The organism is Halalkalibacillus sediminis (assembly GCF_002844535.1).
GTDB lineage: Bacteria > Bacillota > Bacilli > Bacillales > Alkalibacillaceae > Halalkalibacillus_A > Halalkalibacillus_A sediminis.
This window is the reverse complement of the sequence record NZ_PJNH01000001.1, coordinates 1,049,151-1,064,899: the sequence shown is the minus strand read 5'-3', so window position 1 is coordinate 1,064,899 and position 15,749 is coordinate 1,049,151. Positions and strand designations below refer to the sequence as shown.

Below are 15,749 nucleotides of genomic sequence, written 5' to 3'. Positions count from 1 at the left end.
CATTCATTCATTTTTAGGGAGATATTGCAATGAAGAAGAACAAACCGAAGTACAAACAAATATTAGATGCAGCTGTTGAAGTCATAGCAGAAAATGGCTATCATGCATCACAAGTTTCGAAAATTGCCAAAAAAGCTGGAGTAGCGGACGGGACGATCTATCTTTATTTCGACAATAAAGAAGATATTCTCGTCTCGCTTTTTCAAGAAAAAATGGGACAATTTATCGAAAGAATCGAATCTGTCATCGATGAGAATGACACAGCGGACGAAAAGTTGTATGCTTTAATAGAAATGCATTTTCGTCAGTTAGCTGAAAATCATCATTTGGCGATCGTCACTCAGCTCGAATTACGTCAGTCCAACAAAAACCTTCGTATGAAAATCAACGACGTACTTAAAGGATATTTAGCATTAGTCGACAATATTCTTACACAAGGTATGGAGGAAGGGACTTTCCACGGCCATTTGAACGTCAAGCTTGTCCGTCAAGTCATTTTCGGTACGCTTGATGAGATCGTGACAAACTGGGTGATGAAAGATCAACGTTATGATTTGATGGAACAGGCGGAAGAAGTCCATTTTGTAATATCCAATGGGCTGAAAATCCATAGTAATAAGGAGTTGGCATAATGGAGAATCTTTCTTGGAAAAAAGAAGGCCATCTCGCAATCGTCACCATCCAAAGCCCACCAGCAAACGCGCTATCGTCCGGAATACTGAAAGATCTCTCAGCGATTCTAGATGAAATCGATCAAGATGCATCAGTTAAGACGATCGTGTTGAAAGGTGAAGGCAAATTCTTTTCTGCAGGAGCAGATATCAAGGAATTCACTTCATTCCAGAATGAAAGCGATTACGCTGGATTAGCTCGAAAAGGTCAAGAATTATTCGATCGTATCGAGCAATATCACATTCCAGTCATTGCATCGATTCATGGAGCTTCACTTGGTGGAGGTCTTGAATTAGCAATGGCTTGTCATGTGCGGATTGTGACGAAAGACGCGAAATTGGGACTACCTGAGATGAATCTTGGGATTGTTCCAGGCTTTGCAGGTTCACAGCGTTTACCAAGATATGTAGGATTACCTAAAGCGTATGAGATGCTTCTAACTGGTGAACCTATTTCTGGTGAAGAAGCTGCTAGGTTAGGTCTAGCTAATCATGCCGTGGATGAAAATGAGTTAGAGGAAAAAACTTTGAAACTTGCGAACAAATTCGCATCAAAAAGTGGTCCTTCAATCAAAGCAATCATGAAACTTCTACCATATGCTCGAACATCACAATTCAAAGATGGTGTAGAGCAAGAGGCAGTCGAATTCGGAAAAGTATTCGGAAACGACGATGCCAAGGAAGGGATTCAAGCATTCATGGAAAAAAGAAAACCAAACTTCAATGATCAATAGCGAATTAAAGGAGGTCATCCAATGAATATTTTTGTTTTAATGAAAAAAACCTTTGATACTGAAGAAAAAATTCAGATTAATGGTGGAAAAATTGACGAAGAGGGTGCAGAATTCATCATCAATCCTTACGATGAATATGCGATTGAAGAAGCAATCAACCTTCGCGACGAACACGGTGGCGAGGTAACAGTGGTTACAGTAGGTGACGAAGAGTCTGAAAAGCAACTTCGCACAGCACTTGCAATGGGAGCTGATCAAGCAGTATTAATCAATACTGAAGATGATTTAGAAGAAGGCGACCAGTTTACAACTGTTAAGATTCTAGAAGCCTTCTTCAAAGACAAAGATGTCGATATTATTCTAGCTGGTAACGTAGCAATTGACGAAGCAAGTGGTCAAGTAGGTCCACGTCTGGCTGAAAAATTGGACATCCCATTTGTAACTACTATTACAGCAATCTCTGTTGATGGTGAAACTGTGAAGATCGACCGTGATGTTGAAGGTGATGTAGAAAAAGTGGAAACTTCTCTACCGTTACTAGTTACTTGTCAGCAAGGCTTAAACGAGCCACGTTATCCTTCACTACCAGGAATCATGAAAGCGAAAAAGAAACCTTTAGAAGAATTAGAAATAGATGATTTAGATCTTGATGAAGATGATGTTGAAGCTAAAACAGCTACTGTGGAGATTTACCTTCCACCTGAAAAAGAAGCAGGTAAAGTGTTAGAAGGAGAAATCGACGATCAAGTAAAAGAACTTGTATCTCTACTACGCAGCGACGCAAAAGTACTGTAACAACCAGGTGAAGAAAGGAGATTGAAACAATGAGTAAAATTTTAGCATTTGCAGAAGTACGTGAAGGAGAACTACGTAACGTTTCGTTCGAAACAGTTGCTGCCGCTCGTCATATCGATGAAAGCGGAGAAGTAGTAGCAGTTGTTTTCGGTGGAATTGATTTAGAAGAATTAGGTAATGAAATGATTAAATTCGGAGCAGATCGTGCAGTTACTGTTTCTGATGATAAATTAAGAGAATTCACAGCTGACGCATACACTCAGGCTGCTATGGCTGTAATTGAACAAGAAGATCCAGATGCTATCGTTATGGGGCATACATCTGCAGGTAAAGATTTATCTCCACGTGTAGCAAGTAAATTAAGCAGTGGTCTTATTTCAGATGTAACTCAAATCGAAGGAACAGGTGACGAAGTTCAATTTGTACGTCCAATCTATTCTGGTAAAGCCTTTGAAAAGAAAGTTATCAAAGATGGAAAAACATTCTTTACGATCCGTCCTAATAACATCGCTCCACTAGAAAAAGATGATAGTCGCTCAGGTGACGTGACCTCAGTGGACGTTGAGATCAAAGATCTTCGTACCATCGTCAAAGAAGTTATCCGTAAAGCATCAGATGGGGTCGATCTATCTGAGGCGAACATCATTGTTGCAGGTGGACGTGGTGTGAAAAGTGAAGAAGGTTTCGAACCTCTTTACTCATTAGCTGACGAATTAGACGCAGCTGTAGGTGCATCGCGTGGTGCATGTGACGCTGGTTATTGTGATTACTCACTTCAAATTGGACAAACTGGTAAGGTTGTAACTCCTGATCTATATATCGCTTGTGGTATTTCAGGTGCAATCCAACACTTAGCTGGTATGTCTAACTCAAAAGTGATCGTAGCGATCAATAAAGATCCGGAAGCAAATATCTTTAACGTAGCTGACTACGGAATTGTCGGGGATTTATTTGATGTTGTTCCAAAACTGACTGAAGAAATCAAAGCTCTAAAAGGATAATAACCAAAAATGCGGAGGCTAAGCTCTCCGTATTTTTTTGTACTTTTAAGAATGTTTAACTTTGTTAAAGGATTAAAGTATGTGAAAAACAAAGGCTTTCGCCATTAAGACTTGGCGAAAAGCCAAGTTTTTCTCATGAAGCACTGTTAAGTTTTCTCTATAAACAGGGTAATAATAAAAGGTTTTTTAAATGTATAACTTTTTTATGGGAATCACAAACAAACTATTGGTAAGAATAATCTTTAACATGCTATACTGATTTTGAAATTGATTGAGTAGGAGGAATTTAATTATGGCAATTGTAAGTGCAACAGACCAAAACTTTAATGAAGAAGTTTCTGATGGTTTAGTATTAGTAGATTTCTGGGCACCTTGGTGTGGTCCATGTAAAATGATTGCTCCTGTACTAGAAGAACTAGATGCAGAAAAAAGTGATCAAGTGAAAATTGTTAAGCTTGATGTTGACGAAAACCAAGAAACTGCACAAAAGTTCGGTGTAATGAGCATTCCAACGCTAATCTTATTCAAAGATGGCGAACAAGTGGATCAAGCTCACGGTTTCCAACCAAAAGAAGCTTTACAACAACTTGTTGAAAAGAACGCGTAAAACTGGATAGAGAGCTGGCCTCATGAAGGTTCAGCTCTTTATTTTTGTTAAATACCCGAACGTATTTTCTGTTTATCTTTTTCTACATACATTTAATCATGCTACAATAAATACAAAAGCGTTCAGAGGTGTCTACGATGGCTACAAGCATTCAAGAGAAATTAGCAATTCTTCCAGCTAAACCTGGTTGTTACTTAATGAAAAATAAAAAAGACGAAGTCATCTATGTAGGTAAGTCTAAGATTTTGAAAAATCGGGTGCGTTCTTATTTTACCGGTGCAAATGATCTGAAGACCCAGAGACTGGTGAATGAGATTGCAGACTTTGAATATATCGTTACAGCTTCTGAGATGGAAGCACTTATTCTAGAGCTTAACTTAGTGAAAAAATATGACCCGAAATATAATGTCATGCTTAAGGACGACAAGAGTTATCCTTTCTTAAAAATTACAAGTGAAGAGCATCCACGATTAATTGTCACTCGTAAAGTTAAGAAGGATCGCGGAAAGTATTTTGGACCTTATACTAATGTGTACGCAGCTCGCGAAACGAAAAAATTGCTTGATCGCCTATATCCATTACGTAAGTGTAACGTCATGCCTAAGCGTGTTTGTTTATATTACCATATTGGTCAGTGTTTAGGTCCATGTGAATTTCCTGTAGAGAAACAGACCAATCAAGAGATTGTGCAAAAAATCACTTCGTTCTTAAGTGGTGGACATAAAAAGATTAAAGAAGAAATAAAAGAGAAGATGCACAAATTTTCCGAGAATCTAGACTTTGAAAAAGCAAAAGAATACAGAGATTTAATTGAACATATCGAGTCTGTCATGGAAAAACAAACGATGGAACTTCCTGATCTTATTGACCGTGACGTTTTCGGTTTTTCTTTTGATAAAGGGTGGATGTGTGTCCAAGTATTTTTCATCAGAAATGGAAAGTTGATCGAGAGAGATGTCGCTCTGTTTCCATTTTATGATGACGCACAGGACGCGTTTGTCAGTTATGTAGCAAGGTTTTATTCACACTCTAACCATATCAAGCCAAGAGAAGTATTAGTTCCTGTTGGCACAGATACTCAGTTACTCGAAGATTATCTAGAAGTGAAAGTGAAATCTCCTTACAGGGGCCAAAAGAAAAAGTTAGCTGATCTAGCTTTAGAAAACGCAAGTATCGCTCTGACAGAGAAATTCTCGTTAATTGAGCAAGATGAGGCGAGAACCATTAAAGCTGTTGAAGAATTAGGAGAGACGTTGAATGTAGAAACCCCTCACCGAATCGAAGCGATTGATAACTCGAACATCCAAGGGTCAGATCCTGTATCAGCGTTAGTCGTTTTCATCGATGGCAAGCCGAAGAAGAATGACTACCGCAAATATAAAATTAAAACTGTGGAGTCACCCGATGACTATGAGACGATGCGTGAAGTTGTCCGAAGACGCTATAAACGCGTATTAAAAGAAGGGCTTCCGCTACCAGATTTATTAATGGTCGATGGGGCAAAAGGGCAAATGTCTGCTGCAAGAGATGTCCTTGAAAATGAACTAGGTCTAGATATCCCGATTTGTGGTCTAGCAAAGAATGATAAGCATAAAACGAGCGAATTATTATACGGCGATCCTCCTCAGCCTGTGAATTTGAAGAGAAATGATCAACCATTTTATCTGATACAGAGGATTCAAGATGAAGTTCATAGGTTCGCCATTACCTTCCATCGTCAATTGCGCGGGAAGAACGCTTTCAAATCCAGTCTAGATGAAATTGAAGGAATTGGTGGTAAACGGAAGCAACTATTAATTCAACATTATGGATCGATTGATCGTATAAAAGATGCGGACTTAGAAGATATAAAAAGCCTGGGTATTCCGGAAAATGTAGCAGAAAATATTCAACTATATTTTGCACAAGAGGAAGAACATTCGGATGCTGAGGATACCAGTGCTGAAAATGGGTCATGATAAATGTTGAAACATGTCATTATCATGACATGTTTTCTTGACGCTATCACTCGATAGAAGTACAATAATACATGTCTTCTATACTTTTTTTAAATGTAAAAAAGTGTGGTTGGAAGCCGAAATAAGCGGTGGTTGCCATTATTTTTTTACATATTAGCATCCATATATATGGATCCATTCGTGATAATCATTAGAAAAATTGATTTTTTCACAGCAAAATGAGGGGGGTAACACATGTCGGAAAACCGTGAGTTCTTTAATCGTAGATTACATTCACTATTAGGTGTCATTCCTATTGGTATCTTCTTGATTCAGCACTTGGTCGTCAACCACTTCGCTACATATGGTCGTGAAACGTTCAATGCTGCTGCACACTTCATGGAGAGCTTACCATTACGTGTCGGTTTAGAAATTTTCATTATTGCTTTACCGATTATTTTCCATGCGATTTACGGGGTGTACATCGCTTTTACGGCACAACCGAATGCTAAGCGTTTCGGCTTTTTCCGTAACTGGATGTTCATGTTCCAACGAATCACTGGTATCATCACATTGATATTCATCGTATGGCACGTATGGGAAACGCGTCTAGCTAACGCGATTTTCGGAACACCTGTGAACTTCGATATGATGGCTACTATTTTGTCATCACCATTCATGTTCTGGTTCTACATCATCGGTGTAATTTCTACAGTCTTCCACTTCGCAAACGGGCTATGGTCTTTTGCGGTTACATGGGGAATTACTGTAACACCAAAATCTCAACGTGTTATGACTTATGTATCTTTAGGTGTGTTCGTCATTTTCACTTACATGGGTATTGCATCCATACTAGCATTTGTTTCATAAAATGAAGTAAACATAATTTCGTAATTATAAGGGAGTGAAAGATTTCTATGAGTGAAAAAAATATCGTTATAGTCGGCGGTGGTTTGGCTGGTTTGATGGCAACAATTAAAGCGGCCGAAGCAGGCGTCCACGTAGATTTACTTTCAGTTGTACCTGTTAAACGCTCCCACTCAGTATGTGCACAAGGCGGAATCAACGGTGCGGTTAATACTAAAGGTGAAGGGGACTCCCCTTGGTTACACTTTGATGATACCGTTTACGGTGGGGATTTCTTAGCGAATCAGCCACCAGTAAAAGCAATGTGTGACGCTGCACCTAGCATCATCCACATGCTTGATCGTATGGGTGTTATGTTCAACCGTACACCTGAAGGTCTGTTGGATTTCCGTCGTTTTGGTGGTACTCAACACCACCGCACAGCTTTTGCTGGAGCGACAACTGGTCAACAGTTACTATATGCATTAGACGAACAAGTTCGACGCCATGAGGCAAATGGACTTGTGACAAAATATGAAGGTTGGGAATTCGTATCAGCAGTTCTTGATGAGAGCGGACGTTCTCGCGGAGTAATTGCTCAAGATATCCAATCTCATGAAATGAAAGTATTTAAAGCAGATGCAACGATCATGGCTACAGGTGGACCTGGAATCATTTTCGGTAAATCAACGAACTCAGTTATCAACACTGGTTCTGCAGCTTCAATACTTTATCAGCAAGGTGTCAAATATGCGAACGGTGAGTTCATCCAAATCCACCCTACAGCTATTCCTGGGGATGACAAACTTCGTCTCATGAGTGAATCTGCTCGTGGTGAAGGTGGACGAGTTTGGACATACAAAGACGGTAAACCTTGGTACTTCCTAGAGGAAAAATATCCTGCTTACGGTAACCTTGTACCTCGTGATATTGCAACTCGTGAGATCTTCGACGTTTGTGTAAACCAAAAACTTGGTATTAACGGTGAAAACATGGTTTATCTTGATCTATCTCATAAAGACTCAAAAGAGTTAGATGTTAAGCTTGGTGGAATCATTGAGATTTACGAAAAATTCGTTGGTGAAGATCCTCGTAAAGTACCAATGAAGATTTTCCCTGCAGTACACTACTCTATGGGTGGTATGTGGGTTGATAATGATCAGATGACAAACATCCCAGGTATCTTCGCTGCTGGTGAGTGTGATTTCACGATCCACGGTGCAAACCGCTTGGGCGCTAACTCACTTCTATCATGTATTTATGGTGGTATGGTCGCTGGACCAAACGCAATCAAGTACATTGATGGGTTAGAAGATCTAGCTGAAGATCAGAATGAAGAATTTTTCGATGCACAACTTAAAACTGAACAAGATAAATTCGATCAAATCATGAATATGACGACTGGTAAAGAAAACGCTTATCAAATCCACCGCGAACTTGGTGAGTGGATGACAGATAACGTAACGGTTGTTCGTGATAATGAAAAGTTACTTAAAACAGATGAAAAAATAGTGGAATTGATGGAACGAGCGAAAGATATCAATATTCATGATACCTCTCGCTGGGCCAACCAAACGGCAATGTTCATTCGTCAGTTGAACAACATGCTTCAACTTGCACGTGTAATCACTAAAGGTGCTTACAATCGTAATGAAAGCCGTGGAGCTCACTTCAAACCAGAATTCCCTGATCGTAATGATGCAGATTGGTTGAAAACGACAATCGCGACATTTAATCCTGAGAAAAATGGTCCAGACATCACTTATGAAGAAATCGATACATCATTGATTGAACCGCGTAAACGTGACTATTCGAAATCAAAATAAAAGGGGGTAGAGATTCATGGCGGAAGAACAAAAGACAGTCAAATTTATCATTCAACGCCAAGATGACCCAGAATCTGCTTCATACGAAGAAGAATTTGAAGTACCTTATCGTACGAATATGAACGTGATTTCTGCATTGATGGAAATCCGCAGAAACCCTGTTAACGCTAAAGGTGAAGAAACTACACCTGTATTTTGGGAAATGGGTTGTTTAGAGGAAGTTTGTGGAGCGTGTTCTATGTATATCAACGGTGCTGCAAGGCAGTCTTGTACAGCGCTAGTTGATCAGTTAGAGCAACCGATTCGCTTATCTCCAATGACGACATTCCCGGTAATGCGTGACTTGGCAGTTGATCGTAGCCGCATGTTCGATTCACTTAAGAAAGTGAAAGCATGGGTACCGATTGACGGAACGTACGATTTAGGTGAAGGTCCTCGTATGGCTGAAAGTAAAAGACAATGGGCATATGAGCTTTCTAAATGTATGACTTGTGGGGTTTGTCTAGAAGCTTGCCCGAACGTGAACAGCAATTCGGACTTTATTGGTCCAGCTGCACTATCACAAGTCCGTCTACACAATTCTCATCCAACTGGTGCAATGCATAAGGGCGAACGCTTAGATGCAGTAACTGGTGAGGGTGGTCTTCAAGACTGTGGGAACTCTCAAAACTGTGTGCAAGTTTGTCCAAAAGGGATTCCTTTGACAACTTCAATTGCTGCTCTTAACAGAGATGCTACTGCACACTCATTCAAGAGTTTCTTTGGCAGTGACTACTAAAACTAATTGGATCAACAACACGAATAGGGCTGACTTCGATGTCAGCCCTATTTTTAATTCCAAAGATTTATAGAAAGAGAGATGATACTAATGAATATCGCTTACATAGAAGACTTTCAAACATGGCAACAAGAGTTTTCTTTTTATATTCCAGTTAATGTACGTTTTTCTGAAACGGACATGTTTGGGCATGTTAATAATGTTTCGCCATTCATTTATTTTGAAGAGGCAAGGATTGCTTACATGAATGAAGTCGACTTATTCGGCCCGATGTCCCAAGAAACAAAAAAGGTCCCCGTCGTTGCAGATTTACAATGTAACTATTTAAAACAAATGTATTTTGGAGACCAATTAAAGATGTATGTAAAAACCGATAATGTAGGGAAAAGCTCCTTAGACATTCATTACATGGCTTTGAACCAAAAAGAGGAGTTGTGTATTGTTGGGCGTGGGCGAGTCGTTCAAATTGATTCCCAGACTGGGACACCTACTCCTTTCGATGATGTACAAAGGAAAAAACTCGGAGTAAATGAATAATCTAAAATACAGGTCATTTATCTCGAACGGTAAAGCCGATTATTTCATAAATTATCATGAACACACTTTTCCTCAAATGGTCAAGTAGCTCACTTCTAGACAGAGGAGGGGTTACAGCTTGAGTAACGACAAATATCGACCGAGCAACATCCTAACAAAAAGGGAAAGAGAAGTTTTTGAATTGTTGGTGCAGGATAAAACGACGAAGGAAATCGCAGATGCGCTATACATCTCCGAAAAAACCGTTCGAAATCATATATCCAATACAATTCAGAAACTGCAAGTCAAGGGGCGATCGCAAGCCGTAGTCGAACTCATTCGGCTGGGCGAAATTCAATTGTAATGAATTGGATGCGGGGATTTTCGGCAAGCTATTAATGCTTGCCTGAAAGCCCAATCGCCCAAATTTCATGATTATTTAAAGCGAAAAAACGATGATTTTCTGCATTTTTAGTCGATATACTTGAATTTTTCTTAAAAAACCACGAGAATAGAAGTTATGAAGCGTTTCTAAGGAGGAAGTTTTGTGCACTCAACTATGGATTTGCAAGTGATAGCAGAACTCGAAAAGAATATTCGTTACATAAATCACATCGTGAAACAACGAGGACGTGAAATCCTTGATCATTACCCGATTACACCCCCACAATTCGTGGCTTTACAGTGGCTTTCAGATTCAGGCGACCTCACAATTGGCGAGTTGTCTAAAAAGATGTATTTAGCATTCAGTACGACAACCGACTTAGTCGATCGAATGGAGAAGAATGAACTGATAGAACGTGTTCGTGATCCAAAAGATCGTCGTGTTGTACGAATACATCTATTAGAAAAAGGGAAAGAGATTATTGCTGAAGTTATTGAAAAGCGTCAATTGTACTTAAAAGAAATACTACAAGAATTTTCTACAGATGAAGTCAATGACTTAAGAAGTTCTTTAACCCAGCTATTCGAAGAGATGAAAACACACGAAGAAGAACAGCAATAAAGGGGATAGTCATCTTGAATCAGCCAATCGGAGTAATCGATTCAGGTGTAGGTGGACTAACCGTACTCCATGAGCTAAAGCGTCAGCTACCGAAAGAACGCTTTGTTTATCTGGGAGATACATTACGTTGCCCATATGGATCGAAAGAAAAAGAAGAAGTGGAACAGTTTACTTGGGATATTGTCCATTACTTACTAAAGTTCGATATTAAAATGTTAGTGATTGCATGCAATACAGCCACCGCAATTGTTCTTGAGCAATTGAAACAAACGCTACCTATACCGGTAATTGGGGTCATTGCACCTGGTGCTAGGGCTGCAATCAAGGCTACTCAAACTAATCATGTAGCGATTATCGGTACCCAAAATACGATCGATAGCCAAGCTTATGAAAAAGAATTATTATCTATCAAGCCAGACCTAGAGACATATGGTGTAGCATGTCCAAAGTTTGTACCATTAATAGAGGGTGGTACGTTCGACAGATACGATGCATACCATATCGTTGAAGATAGCTTAATAGAACTGAAGGAATTTCCAACGATTGATACTTTGATATTAGGTTGTACTCATTATCCAATTATCCAATCGATCATCGAGGAAGTTGTAGGGGGCCAGATTACCGTTTTGTCGTCAGCGCTAGAAACTGGATTTGAAGTAAGTTCTGTTTTGACTTATCACAGTATGCAAGCAACAGACGATAACATTGATCGTCAAGATCCAATTATATTGACCACAGGAAGTTTGCATACGTTCCATCAAATAAAAGAAGAACTTTTTCAATTCAAAAGTGCTCAGATGGCTCATATTACGTTGACTTAATATTGAACTTATACCTTCTTTAGATGATTGGTATAAGTTTTTTTATGTGGGTAAATATTAAGATGTTACAGATGGTAAGCTAGGATGTTTGCAAGAAGCTTGTGTGACTGAATTGAGTATTCACGAGGATATAAGTATAAGTGTCTCACTTGTTCTACTTTAAAAATGTTTACCTTTGTTAAAGGATCAAAGTATGTGAAAAACAAAGGCTTTCGCCATTAGGACTTGGCGGTAAGCCAAGTTTTTCTCATTATGTTATACTAATCGTTGTCAAAAATGATATGTAATTATGTTTAATAGTTCTTATTGGAGGTTATCAAATGAGAGTAGATGGTCGTTTAAACGATCAATTAAGAGATATTCAGGTAGTAACTGAATTCACTAAACACCCAGAGGGCTCTGTTTTAATCACTGTTGGTGATACCAAAGTGATTTGTAACGCAAGCGTGGAGAAAAAAGTACCACCTTTCATGCGAGGAGAAGGAAAAGGGTGGATTACAGCAGAATATGCAATGTTGCCAAGGGCGACTGATCAGCGGAACATCCGTGAATCCTCAAAAGGTAAAGTATCGGGTCGTACAATGGAAATCCAAAGGTTGATTGGCCGTTCACTTCGCTCAGTTATTGATTTGAATAAAATTGGCGAACGGACAATTTGGGTAGATTGTGATGTCATACAAGCAGATGGCGGAACGCGTACGGCTTCGATTACAGGTGCATTTATTGCAGTTGCTCTTGCATGTGGGAAATTACTTCAAGACGAATTGATTGAAGAAATGCCGATCAAACACTATCTGGCAGCAACATCAGTTGGAGTTACCGAACAAGGAGAATCCATTTTGGATCTTTGTTACGAAGAAGACTCGACAGCTGCTGTGGATATGAATATTGTAATGACAGATGAACAAGAATTCGTTGAGTTACAAGGTACAGGTGAGGAAGCGACATTTTCACCAGCTCAATTGAGTGAGATGATCGAACTCGCCACAAAAGGCATCCAAGAGTTATTTTCCATTCAAAAAGAAAGTTTAGGCGATATTGCAGAACAAATTCAATCCTAAGAGGTGATATCGATGAAAACCATTTATGTAGCAACTACTAATCAAGGTAAATTGAGAGAATTACGTGAGATTTTTTCTAAAATTAAAATGGATGTTGTCAGTGTATTTGATAAGTTCGACGACGTTGAAGATGTTGAAGAAACAGGAGTAACTTTCGAAGAAAATGCACGATTAAAAGCAGAGACGATTGCTGAAATTTATAAAATACCGGTTTTAGCTGATGATTCTGGCTTAGAAGTCCATGCTTTAGGCGGAGAACCTGGTGTCTATTCAGCTCGTTACGCTGGTGAAGAGAAAAATGATCAGGAGAACTTGAATAAAGTTTTAGAGAAATTAGAAGGTAAGGAAGATCGTGGTGCTTCATTCAAGTGTGTAATGGCTTTCGCCAGACCAAGCATGGAAACGGTTATCTCTGATGGCACATGTGATGGCCACATAAGTGAAAAACCTCAAGGCGAGGGTGGATTCGGATACGATCCGATTTTTGTCCCAGCAGGCTATAATGAAACAATGGCCCAGATAGGTCCAGATGAAAAGAATAAGATCAGTCACCGTAAACGTGCTATTGATTCCATGATTGATCAAATCAAACCATTACTATAAGGTGAAAAGATGCGCGAAGGCGCATCTTTCCTTTTTGATTTTATGATTCAGTGAAGAGTAACTTAATTGATTAATTCCTTCATTAAGAGTTAAACAAATAGAGTTATTTATACATCAATTGGATGAAAGCACGTTAATTATTTATAAAGCACAATTGATCTAGGAAAACTTTATAAAAATATTACATGAAGTGTTGACAGTAGCACGGACAGTTTTATATAATGAATCTTGTCCGAAACGATAGGAAGCAAGTTAATTAATATAATATTTCAATGTGCGGGTGTAGTTTAGTGGTAAAACCTCAGCCTTCCAAGCTGATGATGAGGGTTCGATTCCCTTCACCCGCTCCATTTTATGCAAAAATGTCCCAGTAGCTCAGCAGGATAGAGCAACAGCCTTCTAAGCTGTCGGTCGGGCGTTCGAATCGCTCCTGGGACGCTAAATAAAGAAACGCTCAACTCCTTGATATAAAAGGAATTGAGCGTTTTCTTTTTGTTATTCTTTCACTTTATCCGACTAAAGTAAATGCGATTTTGGGGCAGAATTGGGGCAGGATTTTTATTTTACTTCTTTCGTGGTGAAAAACTCTCCAAAATGGTCTGCAGCTACTTGATCAATTTCTACAATGTTATGGCCATATAAATTCATCGTGGTTCCGATATTTGTATGTCTCGCACGATCGCTAATGGTTTTAATCGGTAAACCTTTATGAATGAGATAGGTTACTGACAAATGCCGTAAGTCATGAAAGCGGACATTTCCTAAATCGTTTCTTTTTCTAAATCGAATCCACCATTGACTGATGGAATCGGGTCGATAGGGTTTGCCAACTTCATTGGAGAAAATAAATACTTTACCTGGGTAGGCCCACTGATTTTGCAATAAGAGTTTGTCTCTACGTTTCTTAAGAATTTGTTTGTTCAACATGTCGGCTAACGGCTCCGGAATGGCTACGTATCCAGCTACATTATTTTTGATGCTTTTAAGAACTAATCCTTTACCTTTTTCCTCCGTTAAAGATTGCTCGATATATATGGCGTACTTTCCATCCTTTAAAACAACATGCCGATCTTCGATTGCTGCTAATTCTCCTTGTCTACAACCTGTAATAAAGGCTGTCCAGAAAATCAATTGCTTTTCAATGTCTTCGTGACTGATGCGTTCAATCATCTTCCATATAATCTCAGAAGAATAATCTACGTCATGTTTCTGCTTAGCTGAGGGAAGGGCAACCCCTTCTGCAGGATTTGCTTTTATTAATCCCCATTTATGCGCATGTTTAAGAAGACTGTTAAATGCCTTATAACAGTTTCTTATGGTAGATGCGGATAAATACCCTTCTTCGTCATTTAAACGCCTTCCTGGCTTCTTTAGATCGTCTACAAAGTCTACGATGTGAATGGTTTTAAAGTCTTTTAGTTTGATGTGGCCATATTTAGGTAAGATACGCTTATTAATGATATTGATATAGTCACCTCTCGTACCAGGTGAATAAGCTTCTTGTGCGTGTTTTTCAAGCCATAGGGGGTAAAAGTCTGTTAAGCGCATATCTGTGGTTTCAATTAATTGATCAGTCAGATAATCTGACTCCAGCTGTGATAGTATTTTTCTAGCTTCAGTTTTGTTTTTTGCCGTTATCGTTTTTCTGATCCTGACTGGATTGCCGCGTTCATTATAGCCGGTTACAATAGACAGTCTAAATTTATTTTTCCCTCTTTTTTCAACACTTCCCATTCTTCACACCTCCTCACTAATACCATAGCGTGCCATCAGCAGTTGTGTTGGTACACTTCTGATTGCGATAGATTCTATTCAGGCGTTCTGAGACAAGCTCTTTCGTTACTTTAAAGTCTTCAGCGATTGTACCTATAATTAAATCGTCACTGAAATCATAGAATCGCAGCATATGATAGGGGAGAGCTGCATAGAGGGTGAAATGTCGTGCGTCCCATTCTTGAAGCTCACGAAATGCCTCAGGCATCATCGATTGATGACCACAATGTCTAAGGATGTGGCAAAGCTCATGGAAAAATTGTTCCCGCTGGTGCTCAATGGGATCTCTGCTGTCTACAATAATTCCTCGGTATCTATGCACAATGTCATGGCGTGCGGGCACTGGTTTTTGATGTACAAAGATGTGATAGTATCTAGCAATCTTCCGAATACTTAGATCTTGTACAGAATACATTTTTTGTTTTTTATAGAAATGTGATACCCAATCTTCTAAAGCAGTTGTGTAATGTTCGAACATTGAATCACCTCATTGGTGTCATTATACGAACAAATGTTCGTTTTGGCAACAAAAAAATCCTCTCCGTTGAAAGGAGAGGTTATTCATTATTTTTATCCAAATATTCTTTCTCTTTATTTTCCTCATAATCACTAAGATAATTATCTAATCTATGCAGTATATCATCAAAATGGTTATTTTTCTTCTTTTCGTCCTCTAATTTTTTATGCAGATTGCCGATTTCTCTTCTGTATAAAAGGAATAAATAAAAACCTAGTCTAAAAGAAGAACAGAAAATATATATCAGCAACGGAAGT

General features: G+C 39.0%; 17 protein-coding genes and 2 tRNA genes. 17 read left to right on the top strand and 2 right to left on the bottom strand.

Annotated elements, in window-relative coordinates; translation table 11 throughout:
* The first annotated feature begins 29 nt into the window (after positions 1–29).
* The 17 genes from CEY16_RS05695 to CEY16_RS05615 all read left to right on the top strand — a co-directional run bounded on the left by CEY16_RS05695 (position 30) and on the right by CEY16_RS05615 (position 13,640).
* Positions 30–632, top strand: coding sequence for a TetR/AcrR family transcriptional regulator (locus tag CEY16_RS05695; RefSeq protein ID WP_101330975.1), 603 nt, complete (start codon positions 30–32; stop codon positions 630–632).
* Positions 632–1,405, top strand: coding sequence for an enoyl-CoA hydratase (locus CEY16_RS05690; protein ID WP_101330974.1), 774 nt, complete (start codon positions 632–634; stop codon positions 1,403–1,405). The genes CEY16_RS05695 and CEY16_RS05690 overlap by 1 nt, the downstream gene beginning before the upstream one ends.
* A 21-nt stretch (positions 1,406–1,426) precedes the next feature.
* On the top strand, positions 1,427–2,200 hold the full coding sequence (locus CEY16_RS05685; protein WP_101330973.1) for an electron transfer flavoprotein subunit beta/FixA family protein: 774 nt from the start codon (positions 1,427–1,429) through the stop codon (positions 2,198–2,200).
* 29 nt (positions 2,201–2,229) lie between these two features.
* Positions 2,230–3,201 carry an electron transfer flavoprotein subunit alpha/FixB family protein gene (locus CEY16_RS05680; RefSeq protein WP_101330972.1) on the top strand — a complete coding sequence of 324 codons (972 nt, stop codon included), beginning with the start codon at positions 2,230–2,232 and terminating at the stop codon, positions 3,199–3,201.
* 292 nt (positions 3,202–3,493) lie between these two features.
* The gene (gene trxA, locus CEY16_RS05675; RefSeq protein WP_101330971.1) at positions 3,494–3,808 is read left to right on the top strand and encodes a thioredoxin; all 315 of its coding nucleotides are present in this window, start codon (positions 3,494–3,496) and stop codon (positions 3,806–3,808) included.
* A 137-nt stretch (positions 3,809–3,945) separates the two neighbouring features.
* Positions 3,946–5,766 carry an excinuclease ABC subunit UvrC gene (gene uvrC / locus CEY16_RS05670; protein ID WP_101330970.1) on the top strand — a complete coding sequence of 607 codons (1,821 nt, stop codon included), beginning with the start codon at positions 3,946–3,948 and terminating at the stop codon, positions 5,764–5,766.
* A gap of 234 nt (positions 5,767–6,000) precedes the next feature.
* Positions 6,001–6,615 carry a succinate dehydrogenase cytochrome b558 subunit gene (locus CEY16_RS05665; RefSeq protein WP_101330969.1) on the top strand — a complete coding sequence of 205 codons (615 nt, stop codon included), beginning with the start codon at positions 6,001–6,003 and terminating at the stop codon, positions 6,613–6,615.
* A gap of 47 nt (positions 6,616–6,662) precedes the next feature.
* On the top strand, positions 6,663–8,417 hold the full coding sequence (gene sdhA / locus CEY16_RS05660) for a succinate dehydrogenase flavoprotein subunit (RefSeq protein ID WP_101330968.1): 1,755 nt from the start codon (positions 6,663–6,665) through the stop codon (positions 8,415–8,417).
* 16 nt (positions 8,418–8,433) lie between these two features.
* Positions 8,434–9,195, top strand: a complete 762-nt coding sequence (gene sdhB, locus CEY16_RS05655; RefSeq protein WP_101330967.1) for a succinate dehydrogenase iron-sulfur subunit — start codon at positions 8,434–8,436, stop codon at positions 9,193–9,195.
* 90 nt (positions 9,196–9,285) lie between these two features.
* The gene (locus CEY16_RS05650) at positions 9,286–9,732 is read left to right on the top strand and encodes an acyl-CoA thioesterase (RefSeq protein WP_238378761.1); all 447 of its coding nucleotides are present in this window, start codon (positions 9,286–9,288) and stop codon (positions 9,730–9,732) included.
* A gap of 118 nt (positions 9,733–9,850) precedes the next feature.
* Positions 9,851–10,075, top strand: a complete 225-nt coding sequence (locus CEY16_RS05645) for a helix-turn-helix domain-containing protein (protein WP_101330965.1) — start codon at positions 9,851–9,853, stop codon at positions 10,073–10,075.
* A gap of 195 nt (positions 10,076–10,270) precedes the next feature.
* Positions 10,271–10,717, top strand: a complete 447-nt coding sequence (locus CEY16_RS05640) for a MarR family winged helix-turn-helix transcriptional regulator (RefSeq protein ID WP_101331158.1) — start codon at positions 10,271–10,273, stop codon at positions 10,715–10,717.
* 14 nt (positions 10,718–10,731) lie between these two features.
* The gene (gene racE, locus CEY16_RS05635) at positions 10,732–11,538 is read left to right on the top strand and encodes a glutamate racemase (RefSeq protein WP_101330964.1); all 807 of its coding nucleotides are present in this window, start codon (positions 10,732–10,734) and stop codon (positions 11,536–11,538) included.
* Positions 11,539–11,858: 320 nt separating this feature from the next.
* Positions 11,859–12,599, top strand: coding sequence for a ribonuclease PH (gene rph / locus CEY16_RS05630; protein WP_101330963.1), 741 nt, complete (start codon positions 11,859–11,861; stop codon positions 12,597–12,599).
* Between the two features lie 12 nt (positions 12,600–12,611).
* Positions 12,612–13,202 carry an XTP/dITP diphosphatase gene (locus CEY16_RS05625; RefSeq protein ID WP_101330962.1) on the top strand — a complete coding sequence of 197 codons (591 nt, stop codon included), beginning with the start codon at positions 12,612–12,614 and terminating at the stop codon, positions 13,200–13,202.
* Positions 13,203–13,478: 276 nt separating this feature from the next.
* Positions 13,479–13,552: transfer RNA gene (locus CEY16_RS05620), tRNA-Gly, on the top strand.
* A 14-nt stretch (positions 13,553–13,566) separates the two neighbouring features.
* Positions 13,567–13,640 (top strand) — tRNA-Arg (locus tag CEY16_RS05615).
* Between the two features lie 120 nt (positions 13,641–13,760).
* On the opposite strand, the gene CEY16_RS05610 is transcribed toward CEY16_RS05615, so the two are convergent.
* The gene (locus CEY16_RS05610) at positions 13,761–14,936 is read right to left on the bottom strand and encodes a tyrosine-type recombinase/integrase (protein ID WP_101330961.1); all 1,176 of its coding nucleotides are present in this window, start codon (positions 14,934–14,936) and stop codon (positions 13,761–13,763) included.
* Positions 14,937–14,952: 16 nt separating this feature from the next.
* Positions 14,953–15,453, bottom strand: coding sequence for an ImmA/IrrE family metallo-endopeptidase (locus CEY16_RS05605; protein WP_101330960.1), 501 nt, complete (start codon positions 15,451–15,453; stop codon positions 14,953–14,955).
* Positions 15,454–15,749: the final 296 nt, after the last annotated feature.